Genomic DNA, 18,351 nt, shown 5'->3' with positions numbered 1-18,351 from the left:
GCGATGCAAGCCGCGCGCCCGTCGGATCTCGCTCTGTCACCGCTGCGGCTGCTCGCCGGCCGCGACCTGCGTTCGTTCGCAGGCCTCGCGCACCCGACCTCCCTCGACGACGTCGCAGCCGTGTTCGATCTCGACCGCTCCTGGCATGGACAGGGCGCGCTCGGCAGCGCCAGGCACCGGACCGACTGGTTCAACGCCGCGGCCGCAGGCTTCGCGCGAGGCGCGCGGGTATGGGCAAACGACGGCACGGTGGTGCTGATCGATGCGACCGACGTCGTCCTCGTCGAGCCGCTGCCGTCGTTGCTCGACGCACTCGGCGAGCCGGAGACAAGGCTCAATTCGTTCCAGGGGACGTTCGAGGTCGAAGCCAATGAATACGTGTACGCGCAGCGGGGCCTGACGCTCTACGTCAACCGCGCCGTCGATACGACGCTCCGGATTGCCGCGTTCGCACCGGGCAGTCTTGAACGCTATCAGCGCGACTTGCGGCTCGACCTTCAGATGAAACGGCTGCCACCGTCGCGCGGCCCATCGGGGGATCGCCTGCCATGACCGGCCTCACCTCGTCCCCAAAACTGATCAAGGGCGGCCTCGTGGTGCTGGCGCCGGGCGGCGGCACGGTGCGACGGCAGATCGCGCTCCAGTACAATCCGGACACGCTGAGCCGCAGCTACCAGGTGCAGGGCACCGGCGGCGACGGCTCGGCCGGCGGGCGGGCGCAACCGTTCCGGCTGAAAGGGCCCGCGATCGAGACCATCAAGCTCGACGCCGAGATCGACGCTACCGACCAGCTCGCCGATCCCGACGCGCACGCCAATGCGGTCGCCTTCGGCATCGCGCCGCAGCTCGCGGTGCTCGAGGCGCTCGTCAATCCGAGCGTCGACGATCTGCTCGGCATCGCAAGCCAGGCCGATGGCGGCACGCTCGAGATCCTGCCGCCGGAGGCGCCGCTCACTCTGTTCGTCTGGAGCAAGAACCGGGTCGCGCCGGTGCGCGTCGCCGAGTTCTCCATCGTCGAGGAAGCGTTCGATCCCGCGCTCAATCCGATCCGCGCAAAGGTCTCGCTCGGGCTGCATGTGATGAGCACCGACGATCTCGGCTTCTCGCATCGTGGCGGCACCATCTTCCTCAATTACCTGCGCAATCGCGAGACGCTTGCCGGCCTGACCGGGAGCGCCTCACTGGCCTCGCTTGGTCTTTCCAGCCTGCCCTGACGGAGCACATGATGTCCTCGGATCCCGTCCAGATGTTGATCGATGCCGGCGCGTTTCCGGACAATAGTTTTCCGCCGAACAGCCGCTATCACGGCACCGCGATCGGACGGCTCAAGCGCAGCGCCGACGATCCCGGTGTCGCCTATGTGCTGCGCCGCTTCATCCCCCAGGGGCGCGACATCGGCATCGCCGGCGAACACATCGTCAATGCCGGCGCCCGGCCCGACACGCTCGCCTCCGCAACGCTTGGCGACCCCGAACTGTATTGGCGGATCGCCGACGCCAATGTCGTGACCGATCCGCTCGAACTCACCGACACGCCCGGTGAGCGCGTGCAGATCCCGCGCCCGAACGGGCTTTAGGGAGACGATTCCCGATGATGCAGGGTGGCGTCCAGCTCTCGCTCCAGATCGGCCCGGCGCCGGTGCCGGCGCCGCGCGAGGTGCTGGAGACGCTGACCCATGCCAAGATCGAGATCGGATCGGGCGATGCGCAGAGCGGATTCGAGCTGACTTTCGACCTGCCGGTGCGCTCGCCGCTGCGCACCATCTTCCTGCTTGCCGGCGGCGGCGCGCTGCCGCCGCTGCTGCGCGTGGTGCTGATCGTCACCATCAACGGCATGGCCGAGTCCGTCATCGACGGCATGGTCACCAATGTCGAGACACAGCCGGGCAGCGGCGGCGTCGGCAAGCTGGTGATCAAGGGCAAGGACATGTCGGCGCTGATGGACATCATCGAGCTGCCGGGCCTGCCCTTCCCGGCGATGCCGCCCTCGGTGCGCGTGCTGGCCATCCTTGCCAAATACGCAGCACTCGGCGTGATCCCGATGGTGATCCCGAGCGTGCTCGATATCCCGCCGATCCCGGTCCAGCAGATCCCGCAGCAGAAGGGCAGCGACTACGCCTACGTCAAGAAGCTCGCGGGTGAAGCCGGCTACGTCTTCTATCTCGAAGCCGGTCCCGCGCCCGGTGCCTCCAAGGCCTATTGGGGACCGGAAATCCGCTTTGGCGCGCCGCAGCCGGCACTCACCACCAACATGGACGCGCTCACCAATGTCGAGGAAATCTCGTTCAACTTCGACAAGGAACGCAAGGTCATGCCGATCGTGTTCTTCCAGGAGGCCAACAGCAAGGCGCCGATCCCGGTGCCGATCCCCGACATCACGCCGATGAGCCCGCCGCTCGGCGTGGTGCCGCCGCTGCCGCCGAAGATCGAGAAGCTCTCCAACACCGCGCATTTGTCCGCGCCGCAGGCGCTGATGGCGGGGCTCGCTTACGCCAGCCAGCACAGCGACAGCGTGTTCGGGAGCGGCAAGCTCGACGTCGCCAGATATGGCCGCGTTCTGAAGTCGCGGCAACTGGTTGGCGTGCGCGGCGCAGGCCTCCCGTTCGACGGGCTCTATTACGTCAAGAACGTCACCCACGAGATCGAGCGCGGCTCCTACAAGCAATCATTCTCGCTCGCACGCAACGCGCTGATCTCGACCGTTCCGCAGGTGCCGACATGAGCGATGCGCCACTTTTCGGAAAGTATCGCGCGGTGGTGATCAACAATATCGATCCGCTTCAGATCGGCCGGATCCAGGTGATGGTGCCCGACGTCGGCGCCGTGATACCGACGAGCTGGGCGATGCCTTGCGTGCCGACCGCAGGCATCAATGCCGGTTTCTTCACGGTGCCGATCATCGGCGCCGGGGTCTGGATCGAGTTCGAGCGCGGCGACCCCGACTATCCGATCTGGGTCGGGTGCTACTGGGGCAGTGCCGCGGAGGTGCCGGTACTGGCGCACGCAGTGCCACCCGGCGTCCCCGGCATCACCCTGCAAACCCCCTTGAAGAACGGTCTCACCATCAGCGACGTGCCGGGCCCGACCGGCGGCATCCTGATGCAGACCACGACGGGCGCGATGATCTCGGTCAGCGACGTCGGTATCACCATTTCCAACGGCAAAGGCGCGGTCATCACCATGACCGGACCGACCGTCGACGTGAATCTCGGCGCGCTCACCGTGATCTAGGAGACGCACATGCCCGCTCCCGTCTTGCATCTCGGCGCCACGGTATTGTGCAGCCATGCCGGACAGGCGACGCCGATCGCGCCGTTCCCGCGCGTGATGCTGTCGGGCCAGCCCGCGGTCAATCTCACCAGCCCCTATGCGATCGCGGCCTGCTCGCTCACCGGCTCGGCGCCGCCTTGCGTCACGGCGCAGATGGTAGTGGGCGCCGCACGGGTGATGATCGGCGGCGCACCGGCCGCGACCATGATCGGGCAATCCGTCTGCACGCCGACGGGCACCCCGATGCTGCCCGTCGTGGCGCAGACGCGCGTGCTGGCAACCTGAGGGGAGGACGGCGTGAGCAGCGAACTCGATTTCCCCTATCATTTCGACGACCAGGGCCGCACGGCCACGACCGGCCGTCCCGATCACATCCGCGACCTGATCGAGCAGGTGCTGTTCACGATGCAGGGCGAGCGGGTGATGCGGCCGGATTTCGGCGCGGGACTCCTGGCGCTGGTGTTCGAGCCCAATTCGGTGACGCTCGCCGCGACCACGCAGATGCTGGCCCAGGCCGCGCTGCATCAGCACCTGTCGCATCTGATCGCCGTCACCTCGGTCGAGGTGATCAATGACGATGCGGTGCTGCGGGTCGAGATCCGCTACGTCGTGCTTGCCGACCGCACCAGCCACGTCGCGAGCTTTGCGGTTCCGGGGGGCGCGGCATGAAGCAACATTGCTGCGATCCGCGCCGGCTCGAAGTGCTCGAGGCCAAGGGCAGCGCCAACGCCATCGCATTCATCGAGGTGCTCGACCTCGCTTCTCCGCCCGGCGCGCCGCGGCAACAGACCCTGCTGGTGCGGCTGCTGCATTCCGGCTTCACGCTCTCGTCGGATAATCTGCGCATCACCGGCGGCGAACGGATCGCGACCGTCGGCGTGGTCTGGTGTGCGCCGGCCGACGCGCTGCCGGCCGAGGCCGAGCCGGGCCTCGTCGACACCGTCGACGATCTCGCCCGCACGCTGGTCGTCCGAACCGACAGCGGCGGGGATTATTCGATCTACAATTTCGGCATCTTCGCCAATTCCGGCTCGGACCAGCCGCCGGCCGGCTTCGATCCAAAGCTGTCGGCGATCGACTTCACCTTCAAGGTCGAATGTCCCTCGGACTATGACTGCGCGGACACCGCGCCGTGCCCGCCCGTGCCGCGCTTGAGGCCGGAGATCGACTATCTCGCGCGCGACTATCAGGGTTTTCGCCGGTTGATGCTTGATAGGCTCAGCCTGCTCGTGCCCGGCTGGCAGGAGCGTTCGGCGGCGGATCTCGGCGTGACCCTGGTCGAGCTGCTCGCTTATGCCGCCGACAACCTCGCCTATCGCCAGGATGCGGTCGCCAACGAAGCCTATCTCGCCACCGCGCGGCAGCGCATCTCGGTGCGACGCCATGCGAGGCTGGTCGACTATCATTTGCACGAGGGCTGCAACGCGCGCGCCTTCGTGCATTTCGGCGTGAATGGACAGAAAATCGCGCTACCGAAGGGCACGCAGCTTCTCACCCGCGTGCCCGGGTTGGACGTAGTGCTGACGCCGGGCTCGCGCGAATTGAACGACGCGATCGACGGTGGCGCCGAGATGTTCGGGACGGTCGCTCCCGCCGAGTTGGACCAGCAACAGAACAGTCTCACCTTTTATGCCTGGGGCAACAACGGATGCTGCCTGCCCCGCGGCACCACGCGTGCGACGTTGCGCGGCCACATTGATACGCTCGCTATCGGCGATATCCTGATCTTCGAGGAGGTGATCAGCCCAACGACGTTGTCTGCCGCCGATGCCGATCCTGGCCATCGCTGCGCGGTGCGGCTGACCGAGAGGACGCTTACGAGCGATCCGTCCGGCGGGCTGTTCGACGAGCCTCCGGTCGACGGCCCGGTCGACGTCACCGAGCTCGCCTGGAGCGAGGCCGACGCGCTGCCCTTCCCGCTCTGCCTGACGGTGGAGGACCGCCCCGAGCTCGCGATCAGTGTTGCGCGCGGCAATATCGTGCTCGTCGATCACGGCCGCACGCTGCCGCCCGAACAGCTCGGCGTGATGCCGCGCGCCAGCTTGAAGCAGGCATCGCGCGCGCCGGGCAATTGCTGCACCTCGTCCCCGGACGTCATGCTGCCGCCGCGCTTCCGCCCGGTGCTGGCAAACAGCCCGTTGACGCAATCCTTCGATCTCGGCGCGCTGCTCGCCGTTCCCGTCAGCAACGACAAGCCGTGGTGGGCGGCCAGCGCATTTTCGCTCTTGTCGCCGCGCGACGCCACGCCTGCCATCGTCGATCTCACGGGACAAGTCGCCGGCATCACCGAGCACTGGCTGCCGCGACGCGACCTCATCGACAGCGCCGGCAACGCGCCGCATGTCGTGGTCGAGATCGACAACCACGGCGAGGCCTTGCTGCGGTTCGGTGACGGCCTGCTCGGCAAGCGCCCGGCCGAAGACACCGCATTCACGGCGACCTACCGGATCGGCAACGGCACATCCGGAAATGTCGGCGCCGAAGCCATCGCCCACATCGTCAGCACCACGGACGGCGTGTTCGAGGCCGTACGCAATCCGCTTCCCGCATCCGGCGGCGTCGAGCCCGAGGACATCGAAGCCGCCCGACGCGATGCCCCACAGGCGTTCCGTACCCAGGAGCGCGCGGTGACGGCGGCCGATTACGCCGCCGCCAGTGAACGACGTGCCGACGTGCAGCGCGCGGCCGCAACGTTCCGCTGGACCGGAAGCTGGCACACCGTGTTCGTGACGCCCGACCGCTTCGGCGGCGGCGTAGTCGACGCGCCCTTCGCTACGCAACTGCGCAACCATCTCGAGCGGTTCAGGATGGCCGGCTACGACCTCGACGTACGGCCGCCACGCTATGTCCCGCTCGATGTCACACTGCATGTCTGCGTCAAGCCAGACTATTTCCGCGCCGATGTCGCGCAGGCCGTGCGGACGGTGCTGTCGAGCGCGGTGCTGCCCGATGGCACGCTCGGCCTGTTCCATCCCGACAATTTCACCTTCGGCGATCCCGTCTATCTCAGCCGCATCATCGCGGCCGCACAAGCGGTCGAGGGTGTCGAGGCGGTGCAGGCGGAAAAATTCCAGCGGCTGATCTCGCCGCTCGCGACCTCGCTGGATGACGAGGTGATCCCGATCGGAAGCCTCGAGATCGCGCAGCTTGCCAATAATCCGAGTTTCCGCGAGCGCGGCCGGCTCATCATCGAGGCGGGAGGCGGCAAATGACGCTACCGGTCCCAACCATCAAGCCTCATGCCCTGCCTGCCGGCAGCGAGAGCTGCGGCTGCTGCGCCGGCATTGAAGCCGAGACGCCGCAAGGCATCTCGAACCGCTACGGCCTCTCCGCCATCGCCTACCGCGTCGGCGACCACGCCCAGTTCCGCGACAGCCTGCACGCCGCGCTGTCCTCTGCCGCGTTCGCACCGCTGGGCAAGCTGCAAAGCCGCGCCGATGACGATTTCACCATCGGCCTGATCGATGCGTTCGCCTGCGCTGCCGACGTGCTCACCTTCTACCAGGAGCGCATCGCCAACGAATCCTATCTCCGCACTGCGCTGGAGCGCGTCTCGCTCCAGGAGATGGGCCGGCTGATCGGCTACCGCCTGCGGCCCGGCGTCGCCGCCGAGACCTGGCTCGCCTTCACGCTGGAAACGCCCCCTGCGCCGCCGCCAAAGCTGTCGCCCGAGCCGGGCAGCTTCGTCACCGGCGTGCCCGCTCAAGTGTCGATCGAGATCGGCACGAAAGTGCAGAGCGTACCGGGGCCGGACGAGAAGCCGCAGACCTTCGAAACGGTCGAGCGACTGGCCGCCGCACGGCCGGCCTGGAATGCGATCCGACCGTGGCTGGCGGAGACACGCAGACCGGACAAAGGCGACACGGTCATGTACCTCGCCGGCCAGCGCAACAATCTGAAGCCGGGCGATGCGCTGCTGATCGTCGGCGATGCCTTCAATCCCGGTACGAATGACAGCAACTGCGATTTCCGCTTCATCGACAGTGTCGAGCTGCAATTGGATTTCGATCGCACCAAGGTGACCTGGCAGCTCGGTCTTTCCGGGGTCACGGCCGCCCAGAACTCGAAGGTCTATGCGCTGCGCAAGCGGGCAGCACCCTTCGGCCACAACGCGCCGATGTGGAAGTCGATGTCGACGGACTTTCGCAACAACTATCCGAGCGGGAGTGACGCGCCGGAGTGGCCCGACTACACGATCTCGCCGATGGGCTCGGCCCAGGGCGGCGGTTTCATTGATCTCGATACGGTCTATTCCGAGGTCCGCGCCGGCGGTTACGTCGTGCTTTCGATGGCAGCCAGGGGCTCCATCCAGGTCATCATCAAGGCCTTCGGCAAGTCGGATGTCATCCTCGATCTCGGCCCGCATCTCGACGTCTACCAGATAGCCGATGCGGACGAGACGTCGCGCGCGGAGTTCGCGCTGGCCGGCAAGGTCACCCGGCTGCAATTGCGCGGCTCCCATTACGACCGCTATCAGGACCAAGTTCGTCGCATCACAGCCTTCGTGCAGTCCGAGCAGCTCGCGCTTGCGCCCTACGCCGTCGATGATGCCGCGACCGGCAGCAGCATCCCTGCAGCCGTCAGTGCCGATGGCCTCGTCGCAGGGCGACGGCTGATCGTGCGAGGCAATCGCGTCTCCGACGGCCAGGCCGTTGTCGTGCAGGCCAACCTCGTATCCGCCCAGGCTGTCGATGCCGGCCGCTGCATGCTTCAGATCGACCCGCCGCTCGCCGGCAGCCTCGACCGCGGCAGCATCGTGGTTCATGGCAATGTAGTGCCGGCTTCGCATGGCGAGACGGTGACCCAGATCCTCGGCTCGGGCGATTCGGCCCAGCCGTTCCAGCAATTCGAGCTGAAGCAGGTTCCGCTGACCTATCGCGCCGCCGCCAATGAGAGTGGTGCCGCGAGCGAATTGACGTTGCGGGTCGGCGAGATCGCATGGCACGAGCGCGCGACGCTGTTCGGCACAGCCGCGACCGATCGCGTCTTTGCGCTCGATATTGACGAGCAAGGGCGCAATCTCGTGAAATTCGGCGACGGCGCCAGCGGTGCGCGGCTGCCGAGCGGGCTCAACAACGTCCGCGCCACCTACCGCAAGGGCATCGGGGGCGCCGGCAATGTCCGCGCCGAGACACTGAGCCAACTGCTGTCGCGCCCGCTCGGCCTCAAGGGCGTGAGCAACCCGTTCGCGGCCGAAGGCGGCAACGATCCGGAGCCGGCGGATGCGGCGCGACGCAGCATGCCGCTCGGCGCACGCACGCTCGGCCGCGTCGTGTCCGTCCTTGACTATGAGGATTTTGCCCGCGCCTTCACCGGCATTGCCAAGGCGCAGGCGCAGGTGCTGCAACTGCCGCGCGGAAAGACCATCGCCATCACGATCGCGGGGCCGCCCGGCGCTCCCGTCAATTCGACCAGCCCGGTGTGGACCAATTTGCTCGCTGCGCTGAAGGCCGGCGGCGATCCGCATGTCGCTGTCGTGCTGCTGCCCTACCAGCCCGGCACCTTCCGGATCGGATTGAAGGTCAAGCGCGATCCCGATTTCGACGCCAAGGCCGTGCTCACCGCGGTCGAGGCGGCGCTGCGTGCGCACTTCGCCTTCGACGCGCGTGAGCTCGGCCAGCCAGTGCAGCAATCCGACGTGATCGCGGCGGCACAGTCGGTGCCCGGCGTCGTTGCTGTCGACCTCGTCCAGCTCTATGGCGGCACGGCGCCCTTCGCGCAGACCATTCCCTCGCGCCAGGTCCGCCTGCTCGCCTCGCGGATGCATGTCGACCAGGGCGCGGCGAAGCCAAGCGAGCTGCTGACGCTGAACCCGGCGCCGTTCGACATCCTGGAGGAGATGGCATGAACAGCCTCACCCCCGAACGGCTCTACAGCCTGCTGCCGACGCTGCACCGGCTGCGCGACGCCGCGCTTGCGGGCGATCCGGCAAAGGCCGGTCCGCTCCAAGCTCTATTGGCGGCATTTGCGCGCGAGTTCGCCACGCTGGAAGAGTCCGTCGACCAGCTCTACGACGACCAGTTCATCGAAACCTGCGCCGAGTGGGTGACGCCCTATATCGGCGATCTCATCGGCTACCGGCCGCTGCGCGGGCTCGGCACCGAGCTGACCTCGCCGCGTGCCGAAGTCGCCGACACCATCGCCTTCCGCCGCCGCAAGGGCACCGCGCTGATGCTGGAAGAGCTCGCGCAGGACGTCACCGGCTGGCCGGCACATGCGGTCGAATTTTTCGAGCAGCTCGCCACCACGCAATACATGAAGCACATCCGACTGCATGCGCCCGCGACCTGCAATCTGCGCGACACGGCGGCACTGTTCCGGCGCGACGGCGCCTTCAACAGCATCGCGCACACCGCCGAGATGCGGCGGCCGGAAACGGGCGCCGGCCGCTACAACATCCCCAATATCGGCATCTTCCTGTGGCGGCTGTTATCGCTGTCACTCACGGCGGTGCCGCTGACGCCTGACGCCGGCGACGCGACCGGCCGGAAATTCCATCTCAACCCACTCGGCGCGGACATGCGGCTGTTTCGATTCGCGCAGGCCGAGTCCGACATCTCCCATCTCGCCGAGCCGATCAATGCGCCGGAGCCGCTGTCGGTGCGGCTGATGGCGATGGCGGTGCGCGCCGCGCAGGCAACCGCACAGCCGAACGCACGGCGCGAGGACGATTATGGCGACGGCGAGAGCCTGGTGTTTTTCACGCCGGGCACCCCGCCCATCCCGGTGCCGACGGCCAAGGTGCGGGTCTGCGATCTCCGCGACATTCTCGATGGCGGCGGCAATGTCATCGGCTGGGCCCATGAGGCGCAGGTGACGGCGGGCACGATCGGCTTCGATCCCGAGCGTGGCCGTGTGCTGCTCGGCAATCCCGCCGACGGACCGCTGCTTGCGACATTCCACTACGGCACTGCGCGGCAGATCGGCGGCGGCGAATATCCGCGCGTGCCCGCCGCGGGCGATATCGGCAACGAGCAGACCGTCGATGCCGGAGGCGCGTGGCAGGCCAAGCTCAATTTGATCAGGACCGGTGGCCGCCTCATCATCGGCGACAGCCTGACCTACAGGGAGACGCCGACCTTTGTCGTCGACGATGTGACCGGAGATGCCACGCCGCACCATGTCGTGGTCGCCGCGCATGACCAGACCCGCCCGCTGCTGGCGGCGGGCGGCGAGATCACGCTCGACATCGGCGCGCGCGGTCGCCTCACGCTCGACGGGCTCGTGATATCGGGCGGCGCGTTGCGGCTGGCGGCCTTTGCCGATGTCGAGCCGCGGGAGCTGCTGCTGCGCGATTGCACGCTGGTGCCTGGGCTTACCCTGAATGGGGACGGCAGTCCGACCTCGCCGGGCGAGCCGAGCCTGATCATCGAGCATCCCTTCGCCAAAGTGACATTGGAGCGCTGCATCGTCGGCCCGATCCGCGCCGTCACTGATGCCGAGGTAACGCTGACCGACTGCATCATCGATGCCGGCGCGCCGGCGAACGTCGCCTTTGCCGCCGATGCCGCGGGCAGCCCCTGCGCCGAACTGACGGTCGCCCAATGCACCGTCATCGGCAAGGTTCACACGAAACTGTTGAAGCTCGCCTCCAACACCATCTTCTTCGCAGAGCTTGGTCCAAAGCCCGCGGAAAAGTGGATCGCGCCGCTCTTGGTCCAGCGTCGCCAGGAAGGTTGCGTCCGCTTCTGTTACGTGCCCGCGGGTTCGATCACGCCGCGGCGCTTCCATTGCGTGCCGAATGACACGGCGCCCACGGCGCTGCCGCTGTTCACCTCGCTGCGTTATGGCGATCCCGGTTACGGGCAGCTGCGCCGCGCCACGAGCCTCACGATCCGCGCCGGCGGCGACAATGACAGCGAGATCGGCGTTCTCAACGCATTATTCCAGCCGCAGCGCGAGGCCAATCTCAGGCTGCGGCTCGATGAATATCTACGTTTCGGGCTGCACGCGGGCCTGTTCTTCGCGAGTTGACCGAGTGCATCGGAGGCTATCATGGGTGCCGACTTCTCACGCGTTCGTCTCGACCCGCTGCTCGACTTCGCCGGCGTGGAGCTGAAACAGGGCGCGGTGCTGCTGGACGGCGACGCCAACGAGCTGATGGCGATCCTCGATCGCAGGCTGCGTGCACTCGCCAGCGACATTCTCGACCGCGATACGGTGTCCTCGACGACCCCGGATGCATTCAAGCTCGGCGTTGCCGGCAATACGCTCGAGATCGGCAAGGGGCGGCTCTATGTCGACGGTCTGCTCGCGGAGAACCACGGCCTTGCCGATCCCGGCAAGCGCCTGTTCGACGATCTCATGGCCGAGACAGTCTTCACCGACAAGTTGACCTATGAGACCCAGCCCTATCTGCCGGCCAAGGTGCGGCCGCCACTGCCGACCGCCGGCCGTCATCTCGTCTATCTCGACGTCTGGAATCGCGAGCTGACCTGGCTCGAGCGGCCGGAACTGGTCGAGATCGCCGTCGGCGTCGAGACCAGCTCGCGGCTCCAGACGGTGTGGCAGGTGCGCGTGCTCGACACCGATGCCGGCGCCAACACCAGCTGCGCGACGCCCGACGAGGACATGCCGGGTTGGACCACAGTGATCGCGCCATCGACCGGCGTGCTTACGACAGGCACGTTCGACGCAGCTCCGGTGACCGACCCCTGCGAGCTGCCGCCGACCGGCGGCTTCCGCGGCCTCGAGAACCAGCTCTACCGGGTCGAGATCCACGACCCCGGCCAGCCCGGCGGCACTGCGACCTTCAAATGGTCGCGCGAAAATGCCAGCGTCGGCTCGCGCGTCGCCAGCATGATCTCGGCCACCGAACTCGAGCTCGACAGTCTCGGGCGCGACGACGTGCTGCGTTTCAACACCGGCGACTGGGTCGAGATCATCGACGACCCCAGAGAGTTCTCGCAGAAGGCCGGCGAGATGCGCCGCATCACCGTCACCGAGGCGACCCGCCGCATCAGCTTCACACCGGCACTGCCGGCCCTGATGCTGCCGCCGGGATTCCCCAACAGCGATTGGCCGAAGCAGACCAATTTGCGAGTGCGCCGCTGGGATCAGAAGGGAAAGGTGTTCCGGACCGATGCCAGCGGCACGCCGGTGCAGATCGGCGATCTCGATGCCGCCGGATCGACCGGCGTGATCAAGGTGCCCGCCGCGGGCACGACAGTCCTGCTCGAGGACGGCGTCACAGTGAGCTTCGATTCGACCGGGGCTGCGGGCTGTCGTGCCGGCGACTGGTGGGCCTTCGCCGCGCGCACGGCGGATGCCAGCGTCGAGTTGCTCGACCGCGCTCCGCCGCGCGGCATCCATCACCATTATGCACGGCTCGGCATCTGGGATGTCGGCGCCAAGAGTGTCACCGACTGCCGCCACCCGTGGCCGCCGAAAGGCGAAGGCCACGACTGTGCCTGCACGGCCTGTGTCACGGTCGAGCAGCACGAGAGCGGCAGCTTCACCATCCAGGACGCCGTCAACAAGGTGCGCGAGACCGGCGGCACCATCTGCCTCGGCCCCGGCCGTTACGTGCTCAAAGAGGCCGTGGCGATCAACCAGGCGAAATCGGTCCGCATCGCCGGCAAGGGCCCGGCAACGCTGCTGGTGGCGCCGACCGGCGCCTTCGCCATCCAGGACTCTTTTGCGATCGCAATCGAGGACCTCGCGATCCTTTCGCTCGCACGCGACCCCACCATCGACGTCTCGACCTGCATCGGCCTCGGCCTGACCCGTCTCGCCATCGCGGCACTCGGCACCGAGAATGCACAGCTCCCGGCGGTGGTGCTGCGCGGTGTGGTTGGCGGTGCGAAGCTCGCCGAGAACGCGATCTTCGCGCCGGTTGCGATTGCGGGCGGCGCCCTCAAGGGCGTGGAGAACGGTGCCGGCTTCCTGCTGACGGCCGCGGTGACGATCGAGGAGAACGTCCTTCTGTGCCAGCGCGGCGCGATCGCCTTCGCCGACGAGGTGCTGCATCTGCTCGCCACACGGATTGCGCACAACGAGATCATCGGCTGCACCGACACCGCCATCGCCGCGCAGGGCCTTGCGCTTCCCGGCGCCTCGCTGGCTATCGACGGCAACAGTTGCAACGTCACGGCCAACGGCATCGCCTGTGCCGCGGCGGGGCTGTGGATCGAGCGCAACCAGCTGCGCAACTGGTCGCCCGGCGATCACGTCGGCATCGGGCTGATCCCCGGGCTCGACCGCCGCAGCACCGCCACTGCGCATATCCTCGCCAACCAGATCCACGGCTTCGGCACGGCCGGAATCAAGGTGATTGCCGGAGCACAGGACCTGATCATCAAGCTCAACGCGATCGACGCCTGCGGCGCCGGGATCATGCTCGGCGGCGCGACCGACGCCGCAGCCGTCTCGATCGAGAATAACCACATCCGCAACATCGAACCGGTCACCGAGAGCGAGAACGGCACCGTGGTCGGCATCGAGGTGATCCGCGCTGACAGCGCGACGATTGCGGGCAATCTGGTTCGCGCGATCGGCCTGACGGCGGTCAAGTCCGCACTGCGCGCCGGCGTCGTCACCTTCGGCGTCAACCGCCCGCGCGTGGGCGGCAACGAGATCGTCGAGGTCGCGCCCGCCAAGGGGTTTGTCGGCACCAGCGCCGGCATCATGCTGCGCGCGCCGCAGACCCAGATCGAGGTCAATCACAACAGCGTGCAGCGCGACCTCACGGCAGGCGTGGACAATTCAGACGGCAACTGGTTCGCGCTCACCACGGCAGAGGTCAATCCGAAGGTGCCGTTCGGACAAGCCGGCGACAAGATCGCGATCCGGCTCGGCGACGGGCGGATCCTCGCGCTTGGCGCCGACTATGCGTTCGTCAGGGCAAGCCTTGCCGCCAACGACACCGAGGGCGCGCGCGCCGGCATCATCGGCAACATGCTGTCCGCGCGCGGGCCAGCCCCCGCCGTTCTGATCGTGGCCGGCCAGGAATGCCTGTTCAACGACAACCGGGTGGAATCCGGCAGCAGAAGCGTCGCCGTTTCGCTGGAGAGCGCGGTCGCCATCATCAGCACGAACCGGGTGCGCGGCGGCGAAAGCTCGATCCGCCTCACCGGCGCGCGGGCAGTGACCGTGATCGGCAACATCACAACCAGCAACATCATCATCCCCGGCGGCATTGCCAACACGCCGTGGGCGCCACTCAACGTGATCGGCTAATCCGCGGAGATTTCGATGCGCACCTTCATCGTTGGAGACGAGACAAAACTCAAGGCTGTCAGCGAGAAGCTGCTGCATGCCAATCTAAGTCAGGTTCGCAGCGAGGCTGCGCTGAAAGCCTTGCAGGAGGCCAATCCGCATGCCGATCTGAACAGGCTCGCGCGCGGCACTGTGCTGTTCGTGCCGGATACGCCGGGCTTCAAGGTCAGCACCACAAGCTCCGCCACCGAGGGTCCGCTCACAGCCTTGCACGAACTCCTGGATGAGGCGCTCGGCCTCGCGCTCGAGGAGACCGCAGCCGGCAGCAACGCGCGGCTCGCGGATCAGGAGCAGACCGTCAAGGCCTTCGACGACGGCGCGGTGAAGAAAGCGATCGGCGACCCCAATGTGGGCGGCCAGATCCGCGAAAGCGTCAATGCCGTCAGGAAAGGCTTCGAGGCCGATCGCGAGCTTGCCGCACGCGCGGAAAAGAACATCACTGAGGTCGGCAAGGCCGCGATCGCAAAGCTCAACGAACTCGGCAAGCTGCTTGGATGACCTGCTCGCGTGCGGCCCTCGGAGCCGTCACACCGCGCAGTAGCGCTCCTGGATGTCCTTGTCCGCCAGCAGCGCCGCGGCGCTGCTTTGATGCACGACCTCGCCCTGGTCGATGATCACCGCGCGGTCGGCCAGCCGGAGGGCCCATTCGACGTTCTGCTCGACCAGCAGCAGTGTCTTGCCCTCGTCGCGCAGGCGGCGGAACAGCACGCCCATCTCCTCGACCAGGACGGGCATGATGCCTTCCGAGGGCTCGTCGAGCAGGATCATCTTGGGCTTTGCGATCAGCGCGCGGGCGATCGCGAGCATCTGTTGCTCGCCGCCCGAAAGCGTGACGCCCTCCTGATCGAGGCGTTCCTTCAGGCGCGGAAAGGTTTCGGCGATCTCGTCGATCGCGGCGCGCTCCTCGATCTCGCTTCCGGCCGCGACCAGGCCGAGCCGCAAGTTCTCGCGCACGGAGAGACCGGGAACGATGCGGCGCTCCTCCGGCACATAGGCCAAACCGAGATGGAAGCGCTGATGAGCGCGGAGCGGCAGCAGCTCCCTGCCCGCAAAGCGCACGCGGCCGGTCGCCTTCGGCATCAGACCCATCATCGAGCGCAAGGTCGTGGTCTTGCCGGCGCCGTTGCGGCCGACGAGAGCGACCACCTCGCCCTCCTTCACGTGCAGGGAAATGCCGTGCAGGATATGGCTTGCGCCATACCAGGCGTGGAGATCATCGATTTCGAGCAGCGCGGTCTCAGCCATAGCCCTCACTCTGTCCGAGGTAAACCCGTCGGACTTCCGGGTTGCTCCTGATCTCGTCGGGCGCGCCGTCCGCCAGCAGACGGCCGTGATGCAGCACCACGACACGCTTGGACAGGCCGAGCACCATCTTCATCTTGTGCTCGACCAGCAGCACCGTGCGCTTCTCCGCGAGCCGTTCGAGCAGCGCGACCATGTCCTTGGTTTCTTCCGGCCCCATGCCGGCGGTGGGCTCGTCGAGCAGGAGCAGCTCGGGCTCGGAGACCAGCGCGATCGCGATCTCCAGCGCGCGCTGCTGGCCGTGCGAGAGGAATTTTGCCAATTCGGCGCGCTTGCCGAGCAGTCCGACCGCCTCAAGCGCCGCATCGGCGCGCGCATTCAGCTCCGTCAGCCGGGCGCGGTTGCGCCAGATGTCGTAGCTCACGGTCAGCGCCTGCGCCGCCACGCGCACATTCTCGTGCACGGACAAATCCGGAAAGATGTTGGTGATCTGGTAGGAGCGCGAGATGCCCTGATGCACGAAGCGGTGCTGCGGAAGGCCGTTCAGCTCGCGTCCCCTGAAGTGCAGCGTGCCCGACGTCGGGGGCAGCGCGCCGGAGAGGATGTTGAAGAAGGTGCTCTTGCCAGCGCCGTTCGGCCCGATGATCGAGGTGAGCTGTCCCGCCGCAAAGGACACGGTAATGTCTTCGAGCGCGACGAAGCCGCCAAAACGCTTGCCGACCCCCTCGACGCGAAGCAGTTCGCCGCTCATGGCCGCGCCTTTCCGATGCCGAGCGTGTCGAGCAGCGTTCCCCAGATCCCCTTGGGCAGGAACAGCACGAACAGCACGAAGATCGCGCCGACAAAAATCTGCCAATGCGGCGTCCAAAGCGAGATGACATCCTCCAGGATCAGGAAGCTCGCAGCCCCGACGAAGGGCCCGAAGAAGCTGCGCGCGCCGCCAAGCAGCACCATCATCACGATCATGCCCGATGTCTGGTAGTGCAAAAGGTCGAGCGGTACGATCGACAGGTGCAGCGCCAGCATGCAGCCGCCAAGCGAGGAGATCGCACCCGACAGCATGAACACGATCAGCTTGCTGCGCTCGACGTCATAGCCGCACGCCCGCGCCCGCTGCTCGTTTTCGCGGATGGCCTCGATGACGGCACCGAACGGCGAGTTCAGGATTCGCAACTGGAACCACATCGCGAGCGCCGCGAAGGCCATCAGCACGTAATATTTGTTGACGGGGTCAAGGAAATTGACGGGGAAGCCGAACAGGCTGATGCGGTCGACGGTGAAGCCGCGCAGGCCGTTCTCGCCGCCCGTGAAGGACGAGGCCTGCAGCGCGACGTAGTAGACCAGCTGGGCCAGCGCCAGCGTCACCATGGAGAAATAGATGCCGCGGGTGCGCGTCGAGACGATGCCGATTGCGGCGGCAAGGCCGGTGCTCAGGAGGACGGCGATCGGCACCGCGGCGAACCAGGGCACGCCGTAGCGGCCGATCGCAATGCCGGTGAAATAGGCGCCCGCGCCGAAGAACGCCGCCTGCCCGAACGACAGCAGCCCAGTGTAGCCGAACAGCAGATTGTAGCCCATCACCACGACGCCGTAGATCAGGACGTTGACGGCCAGCGCCTGGGACGGCAGCAGCCATGGCAGCACGGCCAGCACCGCGATGGAGAGCAGGACGCGCTGCTCGAGAAGCCAGCCGAGCCCGCGGGACGAGGGCTTGGCGACCGCTTCGCCGCTCGATGGTGATGTCACGCGGTCCTCCCTCTCACGCCGAACAGGCCTTGCGGCCGGATCAGCAGCACAATCGCCATCAGCGCGAACATCACGATGGTCGCCATTTCGGGTGCGAACAGCGCCACAAGGCTGATGGAGATGCCGACCATGAGGCCGGCGACGACCGCGCCGACGATCGAGCCGAGCCCGCCGATCACGGTCACGACGAAGGCCTCCGCCAGTACCAGCGAGCCCATCTCCGGATTGACGCTGCGCATGGGACCCGCGAGCACACCACCGAGCGCGGCAAGTCCGACGCCAAGGCCAAAAATCGCAAGCCAGACCCGGCCGATATCAACGCCGAGCACCTGCATGATGGTGGGATCGCGGGCGCCCGCGCGCACAATGAGGCCGATGCGGGTCTTCTCCAGCGCCAGCCAGAGCACCAGCAGCACCACCGCCACCAGCGCGATGACGAAAAGGCGATAGCGCGGGAAGAAGCCGATGCCGAGATCGAGCACGCCGATCAGCTGCGGCGGGGTCGGAAACGGAATGCCGTCGCTGCCGAACACGATGCGCACACCCTCGACCAGGATGTAGCTGAGGCCGAAGGTGAGCAGCAGCGGATCGTCGATCGAGCGTCCATAGAGCCTGCGGATCAGGACGAGCTCGATCAGCATGCCGAAGGCGCCGATCAGGATAGGAGCGAGCAGCAATCCCCACCAGAAGCTGCCGGTGAGCGATGCCAGATACAGCCCCGCATAGGCCCCGATCATGAACAGCGCGCCATGGGCGAAATTCACCACCCCGAGCATGCCGAACACGATCGTCAGTCCAAGCGCAGTGATCACCAGGACCGCCCCAAGGGCGATCCCGGAAAGAAGCTGCATGATGATCAGCGACAGGTCCATCGGCC

General features: G+C 66.8%; 16 protein-coding genes. 12 read left to right on the top strand and 4 right to left on the bottom strand.

Features of this window, described 5'->3' with window-relative positions; genetic code table 11:
* The first annotated feature begins 3 nt into the window (after positions 1 to 3).
* Genes AC0L3X_RS15470 through AC0L3X_RS15415 form a run of 12 tightly spaced genes read left to right on the top strand, consistent with a single transcriptional unit; the run spans position 4 to position 14,984 of the window.
* Positions 4 to 552 carry a hypothetical protein gene (locus AC0L3X_RS15470; protein ID WP_063981955.1) on the top strand — a complete coding sequence of 183 codons (549 nt, stop codon included), beginning with the start codon at positions 4 to 6 and terminating at the stop codon, positions 550 to 552.
* Positions 549 to 1,214 carry a hypothetical protein gene (locus AC0L3X_RS15465; protein WP_063981954.1) on the top strand — a complete coding sequence of 222 codons (666 nt, stop codon included), beginning with the start codon at positions 549 to 551 and terminating at the stop codon, positions 1,212 to 1,214. Before AC0L3X_RS15470 ends, AC0L3X_RS15465 begins: the two co-directional genes overlap by 4 nt.
* A gap of 11 nt (positions 1,215 to 1,225) precedes the next feature.
* A complete protein-coding gene (locus AC0L3X_RS15460) occupies positions 1,226 to 1,576 on the top strand; it encodes a hypothetical protein (protein ID WP_063986204.1) in 351 nt (116 codons plus the stop codon).
* Positions 1,577 to 1,590: 14 nt separating this feature from the next.
* Positions 1,591 to 2,721 (top strand): hypothetical protein, encoded by a 1,131-nt coding sequence (locus AC0L3X_RS15455; protein WP_063981953.1) that lies wholly within the window; start codon positions 1,591 to 1,593, stop codon positions 2,719 to 2,721.
* Positions 2,718 to 3,230 carry a phage baseplate assembly protein V gene (locus AC0L3X_RS15450; RefSeq protein ID WP_063981952.1) on the top strand — a complete coding sequence of 171 codons (513 nt, stop codon included), beginning with the start codon at positions 2,718 to 2,720 and terminating at the stop codon, positions 3,228 to 3,230. The genes AC0L3X_RS15455 and AC0L3X_RS15450 overlap by 4 nt, the downstream gene beginning before the upstream one ends.
* 9 nt (positions 3,231 to 3,239) lie before the next feature.
* A complete protein-coding gene (locus AC0L3X_RS15445) occupies positions 3,240 to 3,554 on the top strand; it encodes a hypothetical protein (protein WP_063981951.1) in 315 nt (104 codons plus the stop codon).
* Positions 3,555 to 3,566: 12 nt separating this feature from the next.
* Positions 3,567 to 3,938: a GPW/gp25 family protein gene (locus tag AC0L3X_RS15440; protein WP_063981950.1), complete on the top strand. Its 372-nt coding sequence runs from the start codon at positions 3,567 to 3,569 to the stop codon at positions 3,936 to 3,938.
* A complete protein-coding gene (locus AC0L3X_RS15435) occupies positions 3,935 to 6,481 on the top strand; it encodes a putative baseplate assembly protein (protein ID WP_354142014.1) in 2,547 nt (848 codons plus the stop codon). Before AC0L3X_RS15440 ends, AC0L3X_RS15435 begins: the two co-directional genes overlap by 4 nt.
* Positions 6,478 to 9,117, top strand: coding sequence for a putative baseplate assembly protein (locus AC0L3X_RS15430; RefSeq protein WP_063981948.1), 2,640 nt, complete (start codon positions 6,478 to 6,480; stop codon positions 9,115 to 9,117). Before AC0L3X_RS15435 ends, AC0L3X_RS15430 begins: the two co-directional genes overlap by 4 nt.
* A complete protein-coding gene (locus tag AC0L3X_RS15425) occupies positions 9,114 to 11,243 on the top strand; it encodes a hypothetical protein (protein WP_063981947.1) in 2,130 nt (709 codons plus the stop codon). Before AC0L3X_RS15430 ends, AC0L3X_RS15425 begins: the two co-directional genes overlap by 4 nt.
* Before the next feature lie 21 nt (positions 11,244 to 11,264).
* Complete coding sequence (locus AC0L3X_RS15420; RefSeq protein WP_063981946.1) at positions 11,265 to 14,447, top strand: DUF6519 domain-containing protein; 3,183 nt, start codon at positions 11,265 to 11,267, stop codon at positions 14,445 to 14,447.
* A gap of 15 nt (positions 14,448 to 14,462) precedes the next feature.
* A complete protein-coding gene (locus AC0L3X_RS15415; RefSeq protein ID WP_028152189.1) occupies positions 14,463 to 14,984 on the top strand; it encodes a hypothetical protein in 522 nt (173 codons plus the stop codon).
* 27 nt (positions 14,985 to 15,011) lie between these two features.
* On the opposite strand, the gene AC0L3X_RS15410 is transcribed toward AC0L3X_RS15415, so the two are convergent.
* The 4 genes from AC0L3X_RS15410 to AC0L3X_RS15395 are packed head-to-tail and all read right to left on the bottom strand — an operon-like array spanning position 15,012 to position 18,346.
* Positions 15,012 to 15,731: an ABC transporter ATP-binding protein gene (locus AC0L3X_RS15410; RefSeq protein ID WP_063981945.1), complete on the bottom strand. Its 720-nt coding sequence runs from the start codon at positions 15,729 to 15,731 to the stop codon at positions 15,012 to 15,014.
* Positions 15,724 to 16,479, bottom strand: coding sequence for an ABC transporter ATP-binding protein (locus AC0L3X_RS15405; RefSeq protein ID WP_063981944.1), 756 nt, complete (start codon positions 16,477 to 16,479; stop codon positions 15,724 to 15,726). Before AC0L3X_RS15405 ends, AC0L3X_RS15410 begins: the two co-directional genes overlap by 8 nt.
* Positions 16,476 to 17,474, bottom strand: coding sequence for a branched-chain amino acid ABC transporter permease (locus tag AC0L3X_RS15400; protein ID WP_063981943.1), 999 nt, complete (start codon positions 17,472 to 17,474; stop codon positions 16,476 to 16,478). Before AC0L3X_RS15400 ends, AC0L3X_RS15405 begins: the two co-directional genes overlap by 4 nt.
* The gene (locus tag AC0L3X_RS15395) at positions 17,471 to 18,346 is read right to left on the bottom strand and encodes a branched-chain amino acid ABC transporter permease (protein ID WP_063981942.1); all 876 of its coding nucleotides are present in this window, start codon (positions 18,344 to 18,346) and stop codon (positions 17,471 to 17,473) included. The genes AC0L3X_RS15400 and AC0L3X_RS15395 overlap by 4 nt, the downstream gene beginning before the upstream one ends.
* Positions 18,347 to 18,351 lie beyond the last annotated feature (5 nt).

The sequence above is a fragment of the Bradyrhizobium sp. MI1.7 genome, from assembly GCF_055811795.1.
Note: the sequence above shows the minus strand (reverse complement) of the source record. Positions and strands in the feature narration are given on the sequence as shown.

Bases quoted from the DNA above. Each gene is read 5' to 3' on its own strand.
- AC0L3X_RS15415 (WP_028152189.1), top strand. From the start codon at position 14,463: ATGCGCACCTTCATCGTTGGAGACGAGACAAAACTCAAGGCTGTCAGC.
- AC0L3X_RS15405 (WP_063981944.1), bottom strand. From the start codon at position 16,479: ATGAGCGGCGAACTGCTTCGCGTCGAGGGGGTCGGCAAGCGTTTTGGC.
- AC0L3X_RS15445 (WP_063981951.1), top strand. From the start codon at position 3,240: ATGCCCGCTCCCGTCTTGCATCTCGGCGCCACGGTATTGTGCAGCCAT.
- AC0L3X_RS15450 (WP_063981952.1), top strand. From the start codon at position 2,718: ATGAGCGATGCGCCACTTTTCGGAAAGTATCGCGCGGTGGTGATCAAC.
- AC0L3X_RS15395 (WP_063981942.1), bottom strand. From the start codon at position 18,346: ATGGACCTGTCGCTGATCATCATGCAGCTTCTTTCCGGGATCGCCCTT.
- AC0L3X_RS15465 (WP_063981954.1), top strand. From the start codon at position 549: ATGACCGGCCTCACCTCGTCCCCAAAACTGATCAAGGGCGGCCTCGTG.
- AC0L3X_RS15410 (WP_063981945.1), bottom strand. From the start codon at position 15,731: ATGGCTGAGACCGCGCTGCTCGAAATCGATGATCTCCACGCCTGGTAT.
- AC0L3X_RS15435 (WP_354142014.1), top strand. From the start codon at position 3,935: ATGAAGCAACATTGCTGCGATCCGCGCCGGCTCGAAGTGCTCGAGGCC.
- AC0L3X_RS15425 (WP_063981947.1), top strand. From the start codon at position 9,114: ATGAACAGCCTCACCCCCGAACGGCTCTACAGCCTGCTGCCGACGCTG.
- AC0L3X_RS15430 (WP_063981948.1), top strand. From the start codon at position 6,478: ATGACGCTACCGGTCCCAACCATCAAGCCTCATGCCCTGCCTGCCGGC.
- AC0L3X_RS15460 (WP_063986204.1), top strand. From the start codon at position 1,226: ATGTCCTCGGATCCCGTCCAGATGTTGATCGATGCCGGCGCGTTTCCG.
- AC0L3X_RS15455 (WP_063981953.1), top strand. From the start codon at position 1,591: ATGATGCAGGGTGGCGTCCAGCTCTCGCTCCAGATCGGCCCGGCGCCG.
- AC0L3X_RS15420 (WP_063981946.1), top strand. From the start codon at position 11,265: ATGGGTGCCGACTTCTCACGCGTTCGTCTCGACCCGCTGCTCGACTTC.
- AC0L3X_RS15470 (WP_063981955.1), top strand. From the start codon at position 4: ATGCAAGCCGCGCGCCCGTCGGATCTCGCTCTGTCACCGCTGCGGCTG.